The sequence below is a fragment of the Salinisphaera sp. Q1T1-3 genome (genome assembly GCF_003602005.1).
Taxonomy (GTDB): Bacteria; Pseudomonadota; Gammaproteobacteria; order Nevskiales; family Salinisphaeraceae; genus Salinisphaera.
Genome location: NZ_QZWD01000003.1, coordinates 162,398 through 179,810, shown reverse-complemented (window position 1 = coordinate 179,810; position 17,413 = coordinate 162,398). Strand labels below are relative to the sequence as shown.

Sequence of the window (17,413 nt, the reverse complement as noted above, 5' to 3'; positions counted from 1 at the left end):
CCATGCTCACGATGCCTTGTCTTGCCGCCGCTTGGCCGTGGGTGCGACGGCCTCTCTCGTGACGACGCGCCTTCGGGTCTGACTCGCCTAAAGGCGTAGATCAAGCGCCGGTCCAGCGCCCCGGACCGGGCTGATATACTCCACTCGACACGCCCTGGGCGACCTCGCGGTGCCCTGCGAGCAAAGGAGATTGCGTGGAAAAGTTCTGGCTCAAGCAGTATCCGGACGGCGTTCCCGCCGAGATCGCCGATGCCGAGAGCGGTACCCTCGTCGAACTGATCGAGGCCAGCTTTCGTGAATTCGGCGACCGGCCTGCGTTCGAGAACATGGGGGCGAGCCTGACGTACGCGGAGCTCGATGCGCGCTCGGCGCATTTCGCGGCCTACCTGCAGCACGAGCTCGGCTTCGCCAAGGGCGATCGCGTGGCGCTCATGATGCCCAACCTGCTGCAGTACCCGATCGCGCTGCTCGGCATCCTGCGCGCCGGCATGGTCGCGGTGAACGTCAATCCGCTGTATACCGCGCGCGAGCTGGAGCACCAGCTATCGGACGCCGGCGCCCGGGCGATCGTGATTGTCGAAAACTTCGCGGCCACGCTGGAGAAGGTGGTCGACAAGGTCGCACTCGAAGCCGTGATCACGACCCAGATCGGCGATGCGCTGGGCACCCCGAAGCGGCTGCTCACCAACTTCGTGGTCAAGCACGTCAAGCGCATGGTGCCATCGTTCCAGCTGCCCGGTGCCATCGGTTTCAATACCGTGCTGGCCGACGGCGCGAAGCAATCGATGAAGGCTGTCGACGTGGCCCCGGACGATATCGCGTTCCTGCAGTACACGGGCGGGACGACCGGGCTGGCCAAGGGCGCAATCCTGCGGCATCGCAACATGGTCGCCAACGTCGCCCAGGCCGAGGCCTGGCTGAATCCGTGGATTGACCAGGGCAACGAGGTCATCCTCACGCCGCTGCCGCTCTATCATGTGTTCGCGCTGATGGCGAACTGTCTGGTCTTCATGCGTCAGGGCGGGCGCAATGTCCTGATCACCAACCCGCGCGATATTCCAGCGCTGGTCAAGGAATTCGAGAAACAGCAGCCGACCGCATTCACCGGCGTCAACACCCTGTTCAACGCGCTCACCAACAACGACGCCTTCCGGAAGCTGGATTTCTCGCGCCTGAAATTCGCGCTTGGCGGCGGCGCGGCCGTGCAGCGCTCGGTGGCCGAGAAATGGCACAAAATCACCGGGCATCCCCTCATCGAGGCCTACGGTTTGACCGAGACCTCGCCGGCCGTGGCGATCAACCCGCTGAACCTGGAAAGCTATAGCGGCTCGATCGGCGTGCCCCTGCCCTCCACCGAGGTCGCAATCCGCGACGAGCAGGGCAACGATGTGCCGCTCGGCGAGCCGGGCGAACTCTGCGTGGCCGGCCCGCAGGTCATGGCCGGCTACTGGAACAAGCCGGAAGAAAACGACAAGACCTTCTTCCCCGATGGTTTCCTGCGCACCGGCGACGTCGCCCGCTTCGACGACGCCGGCTTTCTCTACATCGTCGATCGCAAGAAGGACATGATTCTCGTCTCCGGCTTCAACGTGTATCCGAACGAGATCGAGGACGTGATCGCCACGCATCCCAAGGTGCTGGAAGCCGCCTGTATCGGCATCGACGACGAACGCTCCGGCGAGGCGGTCAAGGTCTTCGTGGTCAAGGCCGACGACACGCTGGACGAGGACGAGCTCATCGCCTTCTGTCGCAAGGAGCTGACCGGCTACAAGGTACCCAAGCACGTCGTCTTCATCGACGAGCTGCCGAAATCGAACGTGGGCAAGATATTGCGCAAGGACCTGCGACAGGCCTGACGCTCGGCGGCGGCGGTTTTCTCGCTCAACCGCCGCCGTTCATCGGGGCCACGAAGACCAGACAGGCACCGAGCGTCACCACGGAACCGACCGTACTCCAAAGGATTACACGTGATGTGACGGTCAGGTCACGTCCGTAGAAATCCGCCAGCATGTAGGGGCCGGTGCCGGTCGGCAAGGCAGCCAGCAGCACAGCAGCCGTGCCCCAGAGCGGATCAAGCCCGAACACACCGAATGCCAGCAGTGCTGCGAGCGCCGGATGCACGATCAGTTTAAGCGCGATCAGCCCGCCCAGACCGCGGTCCGTGGCGCCACTGAGCGGCCGCGCCACGAATGCCCCGATCGACACGAGCGCGCAGGGCGTGGTGGCTGCCCCGAGCAACGAAACGAACTTGGCCAGCGGCGCGCCCAGCGGTATGCCGCCCGCGGCCCACAGCCCGCCGATGACCGGGGCGACGACGATCGGGTTGCGCATCAGCGCGCGCGCGACCATGCCGAGCGGGCGCCATACCCCACCATCCTCCTGTCTCAGGATCTCCACGGTCACGATGGCCAGCGCAAACAATACGCAGACCACGACCAGCGTGGCGATCAGCGCAGGCGCCAGGCCCGGATCACCCAACACCAGCACACATAGCGGGATGCCCACATAACCGACGTTGGCATAGGCCGCTGACAGGCCGTCGATCGTTGCATCGATCGGGTGTTGTCCGCTTTGCCAGCGCCACAGGATCGTCAGCCCGAAAACGGCTGCGGTGGACAAGACGTTGACGGCGATGAAGCCGGGCTGCCAGAGCGCGCTCCAGCTCGCGGTCGCCGTCGCCTGGAACAGAAGTGCCGGTAGACAGAACCAGACCACGAATCGATTGAGTTCCCCGGCCGCTGCCTCGCCCAGCACGCCGCTGCGCCGCCCGACATAACCGGCCAGAATGAGGCCGAAGATCGGCAGCAGAACATTGATGACCGACGTCATGGAGACTCCGGGGACGGCTCAAGAGTCGCAAAGCCTACGAACCGCGCTCGCTGGCGTCCAATCACACCTTTGCGTGTTGCCAACTTGCCGGATCGATGGCCATACCACCGCGGGACCAGCCGCCGAACGCAACCACGAGCGGCGCGTAATCAACGTCGTGAGGCGCCGATGCGCCGTCGAACCAGTCGATCGCGGTCAGGCGTTGTCCTCGATGATCATGTCCGCCGCTTTTTCGGCGATGGCCGTAGTCGGGGCATTGGTGTTGCCGCCGACGACTGTGGGCATGATCGAGGCGTCAACCACTCGCAGGCCCGCGATGCCGCGCACGCGCAGACGATCGTCGACCACGGCGTCTGGATCGTGGCCCATGCGACAAGTGCCCACCGGGTGATAGATGGTCTCGGCGCGGCGACGCACATAGTCGGCAATTGCCGCGTCGTCGGCCATGTCATCCTCGAGCGGCTCGAGCGGCCGTTCGAAATGCGCGGCCAGCGGCGGCGCGCGCATGATGCGGCGCGCGATCTTGACCGCGGACACCATCTGCTGCACGTCGCGCGGCTCGGCGAGATAGTTCGGATCGATGACCGGGTAATCGCGCGGATTGGCACTGGCGAGCGTGATCCGACCGCGCGAGGCCGGATGCAGATCACACACCCGCAGCGTATAGCCATGATGACGCATGGTGTTGATCAGATTGCCGTGGTCCTGCTCGATCGTCGCGATGAAATGGAACTGCAGATCGGACTGGCGCGGATCGTCGCTCGAACTGATGAAACCGCCCGATTCGGCGATGTTGCTCGTGAACTGACCACGCCCGTGTCGGAAATACCGATAGATTTCACGTGGCGCCTGCAGGAGCAGGAATCGAGCCGACAGACGCAGGCTCAGACGTGTCTTTTCGATATCGATGACGCTGATATCGAGATGATCCTGCAGATTGCGCCCGACCCCATTCAATTCCGACACCATATCGATGCCGTGCGGGGTAATCGCATCACGGGGCCCGATGCCGGAGAGCATGAGCAACTGCGGCGAATTGATGGCACCGCCGCAAAGCAGGATTTCCCGACGTGCACGAACGCGCCGTCGGCGGCGCAGCCAGCCCTGCCGAAAAACCACATCCGTGGCCCGGTCAGCATCGAAGACGATGCGCTCGGCCTGGCACCGGGTCAGCACGGTGAGATTCCGACGGTGCCGCACGGGATGCAGAAACGCATCGGCATTCGAACAGCGCCGGCCGTTGTTCTGGGCCACGTTGTAGAGCCCGAACCCCTGGTCGGTGGCGCCGCCGAAATCGTCATTGCGTGGGTAGCCGCAGTGCTCGGCAGCGGCCACGAATTTTTCGTTGAGCGGATTGACGTGGCGCAGCCGGCTGACGGTGTAGCTGCCCTCGGCGCCGTGGTAATCGTTGGCCCCGCCCTCGAAACGCTCGGAACGCTTGAAATACGCCAGCATCTCGGCGTAGCCCCAGCCTCGATTGCCGAGTGCTGCCCAGTGGTCGTAGTCGGCAGCCGCACCACGAGTGTAGCACTGGGCGTTGATGGCGGATGATCCGCCCAGCGTCTTGCCACGCGGCCAGTACAGCCGTCGTCCGTGCATGTGCTGTTGCGGTGCGGTCCAGTAATACCAGTTGGCCAGGCGCGACCACATCAGGCCGATGATGCCGCTGGGTATATGGATGAGCGGTGACCAGTCCGGTGGTCCGGCCTCGAGGAGTAGCACCGACACGTCGGCGTCTGCACTCAGTCGATTGGCCAGCACGCAGCCGGCCGAACCGCCGCCCACGATCACATAGTCGTAGGCCGACGCCTGCTTGTCGTCCATGGCACGCTCCTCCGCCTTTTACCAGGCGTTATATTCCGGCCAAATCCATGATTCGGCGCGGACGCGGCGGGGCCGGTGCCGTGAGCGCGTCCGTGACCTCGTCAACCATCGTCGACAGGGTCACGGACGACTCTAACAGAGGTCAGTGTCGAGATTCGGGCAGGGTGATATTCAGTTCGAGCACTTCGAGATCGCCCTCGCGCTCGATGTCCATCTGGACCGCGTCATCGCCAACCTCGATGTACTTGCGCAGCACCGCCAGCAGATCCTGCTGCAGCTGCGGGAAATAAGCCGGCTGATTGCCACCGCTACCGGATCGGCGATGTGCCACGACGACCTGGAGACGTTCCTTGGCCGTCTGAGCCGAGCCCTTCTTCTCGGACCGGAATACGTCGAGCCAACCCATCGTCTATCTCCCCATGAGGCGATCGAAAAAGCCTTTCTTGGCCTGGGTATAACGCATCGGCCGTTCTTCGCCCAGGAAACGAGACACCATATCCTTGTACGCACCGCCCGCATCGGCCTCGTTCTCGAGCACCACCGGCTGACCCGCGTTGGACGAGTTGAGCACAGTTTCGGACTCCGGCACCACACCGAGCAGCGGAATGGCCAGAATGTCGCTGATGTCATCCAGCGAGAGCATTTCACCCTTGCCCACGCGCGAGGCTGCATAGCGGGTGACGACCAGGTGCTCCTTGACCGGCTCGTCGCCTTCCTGCGCGCGCTTGGTCTTGGAGGACAGCATGCCGAGCACGCGGTCCGAGTCGCGCACCGACGAGACTTCCGGGTTGGTCACGATCAGCGCTTCATCGGCGAAATACATGGCCATGATCGCCCCGGTCTCGATACCGGCCGGCGAGTCGCAGATGATGTAATCGAAGTCCTCGGACAGCTTGTCCAGCGCACGGCCGACGCCTTCCTTGGTCAGCGCATCCTTGTCGCGCGTCTGCGAGGCGGCCAGGATGTACAGATTCTCGATGCGCTTGTCGCGGATCAACGCCTGCTTGAGATTGGCTTCACCGTTGATCACGTTGACGAAATCAAACACCACGCGGCGTTCGCACCCCATGATGAGATCCAGGTTGCGCAACCCGACGTCGAAATCGATCACTACGGTCTTGTGCCCCCGCAAGGCAAGCCCCGCGGCGAACGACGCCGAGGTGGTGGTCTTGCCGACCCCGCCCTTGCCAGACGTGACTACGATGATCTTGGCCACTGATTACTCCTGCAATTCGATCAGCAAATTGTCGTTTTCGAGCCGAACCGCCACCGGTTTCGACCGGATCCCCTCGTCGATGGCGTCGGCGACTTTATAACACCCGGCGATGGCCACCAGGTCAGGTTCGAAGCGCCGACAGAAGATTCTGGCCTGCGTGTCGCCTGATGCACCAGCCAACGCGCGGCCACGCAGGGCACCGTAGACATGAATATGGCCATCGGCCAGCACTTCGGCCCCTTCCGAGACCGAGGCCGCGATCACCAGGTCACCGCCACGGGCGTAGATCTGCTGCCCCGAGCGCACGGGCTTGGTGACCAGACGTGTCGGCGTCCGGGCCGGTGTCTCGGTCTCGCGCGGCGCCGGTTCCGAGGCGGGCTCGGCCGCCGCGGCCGCGGGCTCGGCCTTGCTCGGCGTCGGCGCTTCGGTGTTGCGCCCCGGTGAATGGAGCACGCCCAGCCCGGCGTGACGTGCGGCCTCGGCGGCGGCGTCATCCGGATCGAGCAGCCCGACGACGACCAGATCCGCGGCCTGCATGACCGCCACCAGGCGTGCCAGATCCGGCAGTTCGCCGCGCAGCGAGAGGAGCACGGGCATGCGCGCGAAGAACTCGGGCGCCTTGGCAAGCTGTTGCTCGACCTGGCCTGCGATGACGTCGCAATCGCTCTCGCCGATTTCGACGACGGTCAGCGTCATCATCCGGCCCTTGAAGACCACGCCGGCTGCGTTTGAAGACGTCGTTTGCGCCATGCCCCGAGTCGCTATTTGCAAAGCGCCGAGTCTATCACGCTGATCGCGGCTGCCCGAGCCTGCATTTCGTTCGCCGATCGCGTATAGATGACGGCCCGCGCGCAACCGGGCCGCGCAACGACAACCGCCCGTCATCAAGAGCCTGCCGATGATCGATACGCGCCCGCAATCGCTTGCCACGAACACGCAACGCGTGACGCTCGACACCCACGCAATCGCCTACCGTACGGCCGGTGCGGCCACCGGCGCGCCGGTGATCCTGTTACACGGGCTACTGGATACCTCGGCGACGTTCGCGAACCTGGTTTCAGCACTTGTCGCCCAGCGCGGTCCCGGCGATCGGTTCGTGGCCCCGGACTGGCGCGGCCACGGGGAAAGTGAATGGACGCCGGGGGATTATCACTTTCCCAATTATCTGGCCGATCTCGATGCCCTGCTCGATGCCCTGTGCCCCAACGAGACGGTCACGCTGATCGGCCACAGCATGGGCGGCCAGGTCGCCAGCCTCTACGCCGGTGCCCGCCCGTCACGCGTGGCGTGTCTGATCCTGCTCGACTCGATCAATGTCCCCGATGCCGACACCGCGCAGGCGCCCGACCGCTACGCGGAGTGGCTGGATACACGACGCGCGCCGCCCGCGCCGAAGACCTACGCGGATATCCCGGCCTTCACTGCCCGACTGGCCAGACGCTACCCGGAGCTCTCGGCCGAGCAGCAGGCGCACCTGGCACGGCTCTGGTCGACGCCGACCGATGACGGACGCATTCGCCTGCGTGCCGACCCGGCCCATATGAAAAAGAACGCACAGGGGTTCCGGGCGGCCGAGGCCAAGGCGGTATGGCAGGCCGTCGTGGCGCCGACACTGCTCATCGACGGCGGCGCGTCGCCGGCGGGTGCGCTGGTCCAGCCTGCGGAAATGGCCGAACGACGCGCCTGCTTCACACACCGTCGACACGTGGTTCTGGACGGCCTGGGTCACATGATCCACTGGCAGGCACCGGAGGCCGTGGCCGAACACATCGCGGCCTTCATGACGGCCCTCGGCGACTCGCCTGGCGGCGTTTCAGAGGTTTGAATACACCGCCTCCACGCCCCTCGGCCCTTCGCTCGGACCCGGCTGGCCGGGCGCGCAATGGTCTATCGCGCGTCGTCGGCGACCGACGCGCGAGCCGCGCCTGATCCAGTTGCGGCGGCCATGCGCCGCCGCCTATGCTCGAAGCCAATCTTTTACCCACCGTTCGCCCCGCCGCGGCGATGGAGGACTGTCATGCTTGCACTTCTGTGGCTGGTGATCTTTATCGCCGCGTTCATCGCTCTCGCCTACGCGCGAGCGCGACTGCGCACCGCAACCGGCCTGATCGGCGTGCTGCTGGCCGTCTGCACGGTCACCAGCTGTGGTTGGCTCACGGCGCTGATTCTCTGGGTAGTGTTCGGGGCCATCGCCGTCACACTGCACGTCGGCCAGGTGCGCCGAACACTGATCACGGCCCCGGCCCTGAATCTGTTCCGGCGCGTTCTGCCAACCCTGTCGGCCACCGAGCGCACGGCACTCGATGCCGGGACCGTCTGGTGGGAAGGCGAGCTGTTCTCGGGCCGGCCCGACTGGCGGCGTCTCGAGAATCTCCCGGGCGCCGAGCTGACGGCCGAGGAGCAGGCTTTTCTCGACGGGCCGGTCCAGACCCTGCTGGACATGTGTGACGAATGGCAGATCACGCACGAAGATGCCGATCTGCCGGCCGAGGCCTGGCAGTACATCAAGGACAACCGATTCTGGGGCATGATCATCCCGCGCCAGTACGGCGGGCTGGCGTTCTCGGCCTATGCCCATTCCTGTGTCCTGGCCAAGATCGGCTCCGGCCCGGCCGGCGGCACGGTCGGCCCGATCGTGGCGGTACCGAACTCGCTCGGCCCGGCCGAGCTGCTCATGCACTACGGTACCGGTGCACAGAAGGACCATTACCTGCCGCGCCTGGCCCTCGGCGATGAGATCCCCTGCTTCGGTCTGACCAGTCCGCATGCCGGCTCGGACGCCGGGGCGATTCCGGATCGCGGCATCATCTGTCATGGCGAATGGCAGGGCGAGCAGGTTCTGGGCATGCGCCTGACCTGGGACAAGCGCTACATCACCCTGTGCCCGGTGGCGACCGTACTTGGCCTGGCGTTCAAGCTCTATGATCCCGACGGTCTTCTGGGCACCGAACGCGAGCTGGGCGTGACCTGTGCCCTGATCCCGACCGATACGCCCGGCTGTCACACCGGTCGCCGCCATTTCCCGGCAAGCGCCCCGTTCCAGAACGGCCCGACCTGGGGTGAGGACGTGTTCGTGCCACTGGACATGATCATCGGCGGCCAGCAGATGATTGGCCAGGGCTGGCGCATGCTCATGGAGTGTCTGTCCGTCGGCCGGGCGATCTCGCTACCCTCCGGCTCGACCGGCGATGCCATCTCCAACGCCCGCCATACCGGCGCCTATGCCGTGATCCGCCGTCAGTTCAATGTCTCGATTGGCGCGTTCGAAGGCGTGCAGGAGGCGCTGGCGCGTATCGGCGGCAAGACCTATGCCTGTGAATCGGTCCGACGTTTCACCGCCAATGCCGTGGATCTCGGCGAAAAGCCCTCGGTGTCCTCGGCGATCGCCAAGTTCCATGTCACGACAATGGCCCAGGACGTGGCCAAGGACGCGATGGATGTACATGCCGGCAAGGCCGTCATGCTGGGCCCGTCCAATCCCGTCGCCCGCAGCTTCCAGGCCGCCCCGGTCAACATCACTGTGGAAGGCGCGAACATCCTGACACGGTCGATGATGATCTTCGGCCAGGGCGCGATTCGTTGTCATCCGTTCGTACTGGCCGAAATCGAGGCCGCCAACAATCGCGATCAGGAAGCCGCACTCACGGACTTCGACGATCTGCTCTATGCCCACATCGGCCATGATCTGGGGGCGGCCGCCCGCTCTCTGGTGATGGGTTTCACCGGCGGGCTGGGCTCCGCCGTCGGCGAACACGGCGATCTCAAGCCTTTCTATCAGGCCATGAATCGCTATTCGGCCAACCTCGCCCTGCTGTCCGATATCGCGATGGCCACGCTGGGCGGCAGCCTCAAATTCCGCGAATCGCTGTCGGCACGCCTGGGCGATGTGCTCTCACAACTCTATATCGTCAGTGCCACGCTCAAGCGATTCGTCGAGGACGGTGCCCACGCCGAGGACCGGCCCTACGTGGCCTGGGTCTGCGAGCAGGCCTTCGCGGATATCGAGACCGCCCTGTCCGGCGTGTTGCGCCATCTGCCCAACCGCGTCGCCGCCGCGATCGCTCGGGTGCTGATCTTTCCGCTCGGCCGCACGGCACGGGTGCCGAGCGATCATCTCGGGCGCCGGGTGGCACGGCTCGTACAAACGCCCGGGGCGGCACGCGACCGGCTCACGCCGCGCTGTTATCTGTCGGCCACCAAGACCGACACGGGTCTGACCCTGTTCGAACGTGCGATGCAGGCCACGCTGGATACCGCCGAGCCGATGCGCGATGTGATCAAGGCCCGCAAGGCCGGCACGATCATCGCCGATCATCCGGCCGACCAGATCGACGAGGCCGAAACCGCCGGCGTGCTGTCCGCCGAGGATGCGGCTCGCCTGCGCGAGGCGCATGCCCTGCAGATGGCCGTGATCCGGGTCGACGATTTCGATCCGACCGATATGCGGGCCGGTCGTGCGAGTCCGGCCACCGACGGAGCCGAAAACGCCGCCTGAAACCCCGCCGGCCCGCCTCGACAGCGGGTCGGCACCGCCCGAGAAATCGGTTTTACCCTACGCTGTATCAAAACCCGAAAGGAACGCGTACGGGCAGACATCGACACATCCTGCTTGCCGATTGGCAGCGCCGTCAGATCACCGGCCGTGGCAGCACATCCTGCGCCGGTACCACGGATGCGGCTCACCGAAATCATAAATTTTCAGATAAGCGCGTTTTGCCGCCTCGAACGCGGTCGGCGGCCTCATTCCGACTAAGGTATAAGCCATCGTTTGCGGCCATCGCGCGCCTCCCGACAAGCGACGTCAGGTTGCCATATCGCTTGCAAACACGGGCTTTCGGCGTGCCCTGTCCGGCTGTATTCGGTCACGGTACGCCACCGACACGCGCTGGTTGGGCGCATGCGGCTACTGCGGCCTCGCGACATTCGCTACTCTCGATCGCGGTAGAACAAAAAAACGACGCTCTACCGGCTTCGATGCCGCAACAAGGGAGACACAAACGTGAATAGTCAGCGTTTCTGCAGGGGGCACGCGCGCACCGTTCCAGCGCCCGGCGCCGACCGCGCGAAATCCATCATCCGCCACGCCGGGCTGGCGCTCTGTCTGGCTGCTGCCAGCGGGTTCGCGCTCACGGGCTGCACCAGCGGCGACGGCGGCAGCAACGGTAACCCGGATTATGAGAGTTCGGTCGACAACGCGACCGGCCTGCTGTTCAGCTATCCGTACAACGGCCAGCAGAACGTGACCCTCACCTCCCAGATCGCTCTGCGAGCGGCTTCATCCTTCGACGGCCAGGCCGACGGCGCATTCCGGCTGCAGGCCGGCAGCGGCGACGAGGCCCGTAACACGGACATCACCGTCACCCAGGATGATGACCAGCCCGGCATCTATCGTATCGACACGTCCCAGCCGCTGCGCGGCAGCACGACCTACCGGATCGTGGCGGCGCGCAACCTGACCGCCGGCAATACGACGTTCGACAGCGGCGATGTGTTGTTCCAGTTCACGACCGCCCCCGCCCCGGGCCGCCCCGCGGCCGGCGCCTTCCGGGTGACCGAGGCCTCGCCGGGCGAGACCAATCCGGCGACCGGGCGTACCTCGGTCTTCGCCCAGTTCAACACCGTGCACGTCTCGCTGTCGGAAACGATCGACCCGACCAGCGTCGTGGACGGCGACTCGTTCCGTTTCACCAACAGCGACGGCGATGAAGTCCGCGGCGCGCTCACGGTGTCCGGACACGAGATCACCTTCGATCCGGCCGAGAATCTCGCGCCGGGCACATACACGCTGGCTCTGACCGACGATGTGAAATCGGCGTTCGGCAAGAGCCTTCGTGCCTTCAACGCGCAGCGCACCGTGCTGGATTCCGGCAAGATCGTGCAGCAGAACCTGCTTGTCGATAACGACGAGGGCTTCTCCGGCGATGCCGACGACAGCATCCTCGACGGCCAGATGGACAATCTCGTCACGCTGCGCAATCAGTTGATCGGCGTGAACCAGCAGCCGGCGCGCAATCAACCGGCGCGTCAGGGTGTGCTGTCGAATCTGGCCACGCCCGGCATGCCCGGATTCGGCGACGTCTTCCCCAACAGCATCCCCGCCGGCCAGGTGATCCAGCTCAAGCCGCTGTCCGTGCGCCTCAACGGGGATATCCAGACGCCGGTCAACAGCGGCCCCATCCAGGTTCAGTTCGGCACCGATGCCAACGTCTACCTGATGTCCAACGACTATCGCAGCATCACGACGCCGACCGCCGTACGTCTGCGTTTCGACCTGAACAACACCACGCTGATATCGGCCGCTCCCGGCACGCCGGAATACATCGTTCAGGCTCTGGCCAACGGCGTGTTCAACCAGTCCGCACTGAACATCCAGGCCTCGGGTCTGGCGATCCCGCAGGACAACGGCGACCTGGTGATCAGCACGGTCGGTACCTTCCCGCTCACGGTCAACCGGACCGATGATCTGACCATCGACTTCTCGCTGACGCTGCGCCTGCCGGAAAGCACGCAGACGCCGGTGCAGTCTGATGATGTCCCGCCCTTCATCACCGCACAGGTGCCCAGCGCCTGTCTGTATACCTTCGGCACCCCGGCCTATGACGCGCTCTATGCGCAGCGCGGCGTTGCGCCTACCGTACTCCCGGAACAGGCCTGCGTGAGCGTCCTCAACGCCGGTAGTGCCCTGAACACTACCTCCGGCATCAGCGACTTCCAGGTCGAGGGCAGCCCGGCGCTGGTGTTCAGCGAACCGATCGATCCGCTGTCGGTGAACTCGGACAGCATCCAGTTCAATGGCCCGAGCGGCACGGTCGATGTCAGCTATCAGATCGACGGCTCGTCGGTGGTGCTGCACCCGGCCGACCTGCTCGAACCGGATACCCAGTACACCATCACGCTCAACGGCGGCGATTCGCTGCGTGATCTGGGCGGCAATGACCTGGTGCCCAACCAGGGTGGCGGCCCCGGCCAGACCATCAGCTTCACGACAGAACCGCGGGTCGACAACAATCCGGCCCCGGCGCTGCTCGGTGAGCTCACGCCGGGCATTCCCTGCGCGCTTGACACGGATCGCGGCGATTTTCGTAACGGCGGCGACACGGCCGGCCAGTGCGCCGGCGATGCCGACAACGGCACGACCAACGATCTCGCTGTATTCAGCAGTCCACGCAACGTGCCGGTCAACGCCTCGTTCTCCAAGTTCGTGCGCCGTGATTCGGTCGTGCTCGCCGACGGCTGCCTGACCGGCGGCTCGGGCGACAGCAACAGCGTTGACGGCGCCACGGTCGCGCTCGAGCAGATCGACGGCTCCGGTCAGTGCACCGGCGTTCCCGAGGCCCGTCTGGCCTTTTTCAACACGCGTAGCGATCTGGTCCGCGGATTCTCGATTCGCCCGGTCGACGATCTCGAGGTCGGCAGCCGTTACTGGGTTGTCGTCTGCGGCGACCAGAACTCGGTCTGCAGCCGTACGATCGTCGATGCCGACGGTCTAGCGCTGAACACCGATCCGCTCAACGGCACCGGCTCGACCGTCGCCCCGGACGATGCAGCCGGCGGGCCGGATATCATCGTGCCGTTCGATGCCACCGCCTACTCGGCCGACTACTACGCCGATCAGTTCACGCTGCCGACGACCGATACCAACGGGAACGGTCAGTTCGATGATGCCGACGGCAACGGGGTCTACGACTCGGGCGATGAGCGCCCGCAGGCGTCCAATCGCAGCCTGGTGGCGCTGAGCCTGCTGGGTCAGCAGATCACCAACTCGGATCAGGTTGGCCAGCAGACCAACGGCGCGTATCCGTCGTATCTGTCGCTCACGCGTCCGGTGGCGATCCGCAAGACACAGACGAACTGCGGCGATCGGCTGTCCGGCGTCGTCACCGATGACGGCGACAGCGCGGTCGGCGAGACGCCGCAGGAATGCATTCAGGTATCGCTGTTGCCCGGCGGCATCAGCGCGCTGACCGGCATCGGTATCAGCCTCAACGAGGCGTTGCCGGGCCTGTCCGATCTCCTGGGAACACTGGCCGAAGTGCCGGATCAGACACCGATCGGCGACATCCCGGTTCTCGGGCCTTTGCTCAGCGGTACGCTCAATGGCGTCGCGTCGACGGTGGCCGAGCTTGAAAACGGGCTCAACCAGGCCATCGGCCAGGCACTGCAGGGCGGTGGCACCACCCTGGATCCGATCAACACCGGTCGCATTCTCCTGCGCTTCCCGGACCTGGCCTCCAACGGCGACGACGATGCCGGCACGCAGTCGGGCTACATCATTCCGAAGTGCGAAGGTACCCGGGCCGATGGATCGACCTATGACTACGAGCCGTGTTTTGCGACCTCGCTCAATCTGGTCGCCAATGCACCCGACGGTCAGGGCGTGACGCTCGATCAGCAGGACTTCACCATCAATCTGGTCGGCCCCGTCTCGTTCCAGCAGAACGGTCGTCTGGTGATCTCGTTGCGCAACGTCAATACGGTCAATCTGCAAGCCCAGGCGCTGGGCCTGCTGCCGGCCGCGGCGACCATCAACCCCGGCGCGCTGAACTTTCAGCTGACCGGCAACGAAGCCCACGGCGGACGCGCCTTCCCGTCCCGCTAGACGGCAGACGCTTCGCGAGTGCGCTCGCAGCCCCCGATCTCATCGGAGATCGGGGGCTTTTTTGTGGGCCGTCGTCGATCTGCCCCTCGGCGGATCACGCCCATCAGACCCAACGGGGCGACCATGCGCGCGGGCCCGCGCCATAGCGCCATCGATACGTCCAAGAGAACAGTCACGACCGGTACCTGGATCGCGGCCGAGGTCTTACGGCGATCATGCCGCGGAGCGAGCTCGCCCGGACGCCCAAACCCGTGCCTTCAAGACACACAGGCCTCATATGGGCTCGGGCGATGGTACCGACACGAGCGCGCCCCGATCGGCTCCGACCCCATGATCACCGTGCGCATCCCCTACGACACGCAAGCACTTTCCGGATCGGCTCGACGACCGTCAATCAACCTCGGCTTTCGAACCGAGCAAGGAATGGCACAGCGCCCGTCAGGCCTAACGCGGTACTGCCCGCATCAGGTCATCCCGGCGCTTCGATCCGCACCGGCATAGGGCATACGCCAGCGGCCTCGGCCGGCCGCTCGGGTCGATATCGGTTCGATTCAGCCCGCGCGCGAGAGGATCTGCATGCCCAGCTCGCGTACCGCCGACGACATCGCACGACCGACGGCTTCCGGGCGATGTGTGGCGCCGGCCGGCAACGGCTCGGTGATCAACGCGCTGTCACTGGCGACCACCCGCTGGTCGTCGGTCACACGCCACTGGGCATTGAGCACGACGTTTCCGGAGGGCTGTGGCTCGAACGTATCCACCGAGACATGCACCACATAATGCCGGTCGCGACCGGTAAGCAGTTTCTCGTTGATCGTCTGCTGCAGCAGATTCGTCATCGCGACAGGCAGGCGAACCGCCCATTTCGCGTCGGCCATTCGATCGATGACGTAGTCCTCGGTGCGCAGCTGGATGTCGTAATTGTCCAGATATTCCGGCACCAGGACCCGACGGACAGTCCATTCGCTCGGCTGCGCGCTGGCCCGGTCGGTCTGTGGCGGGTTCAGCGTCACGCGCTTGAGCGGCGGCGCGCTGGCGCAGCCAGCGAGTACGGCCGCCGTGCAGACAACGGCGAGAATTTGACGAAGCGTCGATCCGGCCATTAGCGGGAGCCTTTTCCGTAGAGCAGCGCATGCGGGTTGCGCTCGATGGTCTCAGAGAACTGGCGAAGCGATGCCGCCGTGGCCGACAGGTCGCGAATCGTGCTCTGTATATCCTGTCGCGTGCCGGAATCCGGCGCCGTGATGTTCTGCAACTGGCGCGACATCTGCGCAAGACTCGCGCTCGTCTGCTGGACGTTGGACAGAATCTTGGCGACCTGTTGATCGTGATTGTCGATCTGGTCGTTCGCGGTGTCGGTCAGACGCTGCACGCTGGCCAGCGTCTGCTTGAGCTGCTTGTCGTTGTCGCTGACCGCCTCGCGCACCGCGGCCAGCGTCTTCTGCGTCGACTCACCGGTCTGATTCAGCGTCGGTGTGAGCGTATTCACGGCCGAGTCCATGTCCTCGGCCAGCTTGACCATGGTCTTCATCGCGTGATCGACACGCTCCATGGTCTGCTTCCAGGGCAGATCGGCCACCGTATCCTTGAGCTGGTCGAGCTGCGAGGGCACGGCCGGTATCTCGGGGACATCGAGCGCGGATGGGTCAACCACGAAGTTCGGCTGACTGTCCGGGCGGAAATCGAGGTTCACAGCCAGCTGCGAGGTGACGTAACTATAGACCACCAGCTGCGCGCGCAGTCCGCGCTGGACCATTTCATCCACGGTCAGATCCTGCGACGTCGCCTGACCGTTGAGCATGGTCAGGTTGTCGCCGCTCATGTCGATGGTCACCGCGATCCGGGCCCCCTGCCCGCTGTCGGCCAGACGCAGCTGCACTTTCTTCACGGTCCCCACCTGCACGCCGCGAAACAGCACGCGCGAGCCGTTGGTCAGGCCCAGAACCGATTGATTGAAGAAGATGATGGCCTGGCGATCCTGGCGAAACAGCCCGGTGTTGCCGAAGGCCAGAACGCCGGCGGCCGCCAGGATGATCGCGCCCAGCAGAAACGCGCCGATGACGGTGTAGTTCCGATTGCTCGCCATGAATCGTGATTACCGTTTGCAAACCCGGACCGGGCGACGATGCTCATGCATCGGCATCTGCCTCGATCGGCTCGCGTTTGAGAAAAGCCTGGACGCGATCGGGGCCGTTGCGGACCAGCTCGTGCGGATCCCCGTGGGCGATCGCCGTCTTCGATTGATTATCCAGATAGATACTGTCGTCCGCGATCGAAAAGATGCTCGGCAACTCGTGGGTCACCGCGATCACGGATAGTTTGAGCGCATCCCGCAGCCGCAGAATCAGGGCATCCAGGCGCTGCGAGGTGATCGGATCCAGCCCGGCGCTCGGCTCATCGAGAAACAGATAGTCCGGGTCAAGCGCGATCGCCCGCGCCAGCCCGGCGCGTTTCTGCATGCCACCCGACAATTCGCTCGGCATGCGCTGCTCCTGTCCCGCGAGCCCGACCAACGACAGCTTGAAGGCCACCTGGTCGCGAATCTCGGCCGGTCGCATGGCGGTATGCAGCTGCAGTGGCAGTGCGACGTTCTCGCCCACGGTCATCGAGCTCCACAGGGCGGTCGACTGGAACAATACCCCGATCCGACGTTGCAGCGCCGCCCGCGCCCGCGGATCATCGCTGGTCAGTCGCTGGCCGTCGAACAGGATCTCGCCCTGATCGGCGCGGGCAAGATCGATCATGTGGCGCAGCAGCGTGCTCTTGCCGCAGCCCGACACGCCCATGATCACGAACACCGAAGCCGGGGCGACCGTGAAGTTCAGATCCTTCTGCACCACGGTATCGCCGAAGGCAAGCTGCAGATCGCGCACGACCACGCCCTGCTCCGGATTGTCGTTCGAGCTGAGTTTCGCCATCGCAGAAAACGGTTACGGCACGCGGAC

The 17,413-nt window shown here is 64.9% G+C and carries 12 protein-coding genes; 4 read left to right on the top strand and 8 right to left on the bottom strand.

Annotated features, from left to right (window positions below; all coding sequences use genetic code 11):
* The first annotated feature begins 194 nt into the window (after positions 1 to 194).
* Positions 195 to 1,856: an AMP-binding protein gene (locus D3260_RS04560; RefSeq protein ID WP_120097390.1), complete on the top strand. Its 1,662-nt coding sequence runs from the start codon at positions 195 to 197 to the stop codon at positions 1,854 to 1,856.
* A 25-nt stretch (positions 1,857 to 1,881) separates the two neighbouring features.
* Here the strand turns inward: D3260_RS04560 and D3260_RS04555 are convergent, their stop codons facing one another.
* The 5 genes from D3260_RS04555 to minC all read right to left on the bottom strand — a co-directional run bounded on the left by D3260_RS04555 (position 1,882) and on the right by minC (position 6,619).
* The gene (locus D3260_RS04555) at positions 1,882 to 2,829 is read right to left on the bottom strand and encodes an AEC family transporter (protein ID WP_120097389.1); all 948 of its coding nucleotides are present in this window, start codon (positions 2,827 to 2,829) and stop codon (positions 1,882 to 1,884) included.
* Positions 2,830 to 3,024: 195 nt separating this feature from the next.
* Positions 3,025 to 4,653 (bottom strand): GMC family oxidoreductase, encoded by a 1,629-nt coding sequence (locus tag D3260_RS04550; protein ID WP_120097388.1) that lies wholly within the window; start codon positions 4,651 to 4,653, stop codon positions 3,025 to 3,027.
* 142 nt (positions 4,654 to 4,795) lie between these two features.
* Complete coding sequence (minE, locus tag D3260_RS04545) at positions 4,796 to 5,059, bottom strand: cell division topological specificity factor MinE (protein WP_120097387.1); 264 nt, start codon at positions 5,057 to 5,059, stop codon at positions 4,796 to 4,798.
* A gap of 3 nt (positions 5,060 to 5,062) precedes the next feature.
* On the bottom strand, positions 5,063 to 5,869 hold the full coding sequence (gene minD / locus D3260_RS04540) for a septum site-determining protein MinD (protein WP_120097386.1): 807 nt from the start codon (positions 5,867 to 5,869) through the stop codon (positions 5,063 to 5,065).
* A gap of 3 nt (positions 5,870 to 5,872) precedes the next feature.
* Positions 5,873 to 6,619: a septum site-determining protein MinC gene (gene minC, locus D3260_RS04535; RefSeq protein WP_120097385.1), complete on the bottom strand. Its 747-nt coding sequence runs from the start codon at positions 6,617 to 6,619 to the stop codon at positions 5,873 to 5,875.
* Between the two features lie 148 nt (positions 6,620 to 6,767).
* Between minC and D3260_RS04530 the strand changes: the two genes are divergently transcribed.
* From D3260_RS04530 to D3260_RS04520, 3 genes are all read left to right on the top strand, one after another.
* Positions 6,768 to 7,694 (top strand): alpha/beta fold hydrolase, encoded by a 927-nt coding sequence (locus D3260_RS04530; RefSeq protein ID WP_120097384.1) that lies wholly within the window; start codon positions 6,768 to 6,770, stop codon positions 7,692 to 7,694.
* Positions 7,695 to 7,886: 192 nt separating this feature from the next.
* Entirely contained in the window at positions 7,887 to 10,364 is a 2,478-nt protein-coding gene (locus D3260_RS04525) for an acyl-CoA dehydrogenase (protein WP_120097383.1), read from the top strand.
* A 504-nt stretch (positions 10,365 to 10,868) separates the two neighbouring features.
* The gene (locus D3260_RS04520; RefSeq protein ID WP_120097382.1) at positions 10,869 to 14,468 is read left to right on the top strand and encodes an Ig-like domain-containing protein; all 3,600 of its coding nucleotides are present in this window, start codon (positions 10,869 to 10,871) and stop codon (positions 14,466 to 14,468) included.
* 551 nt (positions 14,469 to 15,019) lie between these two features.
* Here D3260_RS04520 and D3260_RS04515 read toward each other — a convergent pair.
* From D3260_RS04515 to D3260_RS04505, 3 genes are read right to left on the bottom strand one after another with little or no spacing between them, the layout of a single operon-like run.
* Entirely contained in the window at positions 15,020 to 15,571 is a 552-nt protein-coding gene (locus D3260_RS04515) for a membrane integrity-associated transporter subunit PqiC (RefSeq protein ID WP_120097381.1), read from the bottom strand.
* Positions 15,571 to 16,554, bottom strand: coding sequence for an MlaD family protein (locus tag D3260_RS04510; protein ID WP_120097380.1), 984 nt, complete (start codon positions 16,552 to 16,554; stop codon positions 15,571 to 15,573). The genes D3260_RS04515 and D3260_RS04510 overlap by 1 nt, the downstream gene beginning before the upstream one ends.
* Positions 16,555 to 16,597: 43 nt before the next feature.
* A complete protein-coding gene (locus tag D3260_RS04505; protein ID WP_120097379.1) occupies positions 16,598 to 17,386 on the bottom strand; it encodes an ABC transporter ATP-binding protein in 789 nt (262 codons plus the stop codon).
* Positions 17,387 to 17,413 lie beyond the last annotated feature (27 nt).

Coding starts and splice junctions, on each gene's coding strand:
- D3260_RS04505 (WP_120097379.1), bottom strand. CDS start 17,386: ATGGCGAAACTCAGCTCGAACGACAATCCGGAGCAGGGCGTGGTCGTG.
- D3260_RS04515 (WP_120097381.1), bottom strand. CDS start 15,571: ATGGCCGGATCGACGCTTCGTCAAATTCTCGCCGTTGTCTGCACGGCG.
- D3260_RS04510 (WP_120097380.1), bottom strand. CDS start 16,554: ATGGCGAGCAATCGGAACTACACCGTCATCGGCGCGTTTCTGCTGGGC.
- D3260_RS04550 (WP_120097388.1), bottom strand. CDS start 4,653: ATGGACGACAAGCAGGCGTCGGCCTACGACTATGTGATCGTGGGCGGC.
- minC (WP_120097385.1), bottom strand. CDS start 6,619: ATGGCGCAAACGACGTCTTCAAACGCAGCCGGCGTGGTCTTCAAGGGC.
- minE (WP_120097387.1), bottom strand. CDS start 5,059: ATGGGTTGGCTCGACGTATTCCGGTCCGAGAAGAAGGGCTCGGCTCAG.
- D3260_RS04525 (WP_120097383.1), top strand. CDS start 7,887: ATGCTTGCACTTCTGTGGCTGGTGATCTTTATCGCCGCGTTCATCGCT.
- D3260_RS04530 (WP_120097384.1), top strand. CDS start 6,768: ATGATCGATACGCGCCCGCAATCGCTTGCCACGAACACGCAACGCGTG.
- D3260_RS04555 (WP_120097389.1), bottom strand. CDS start 2,829: ATGACGTCGGTCATCAATGTTCTGCTGCCGATCTTCGGCCTCATTCTG.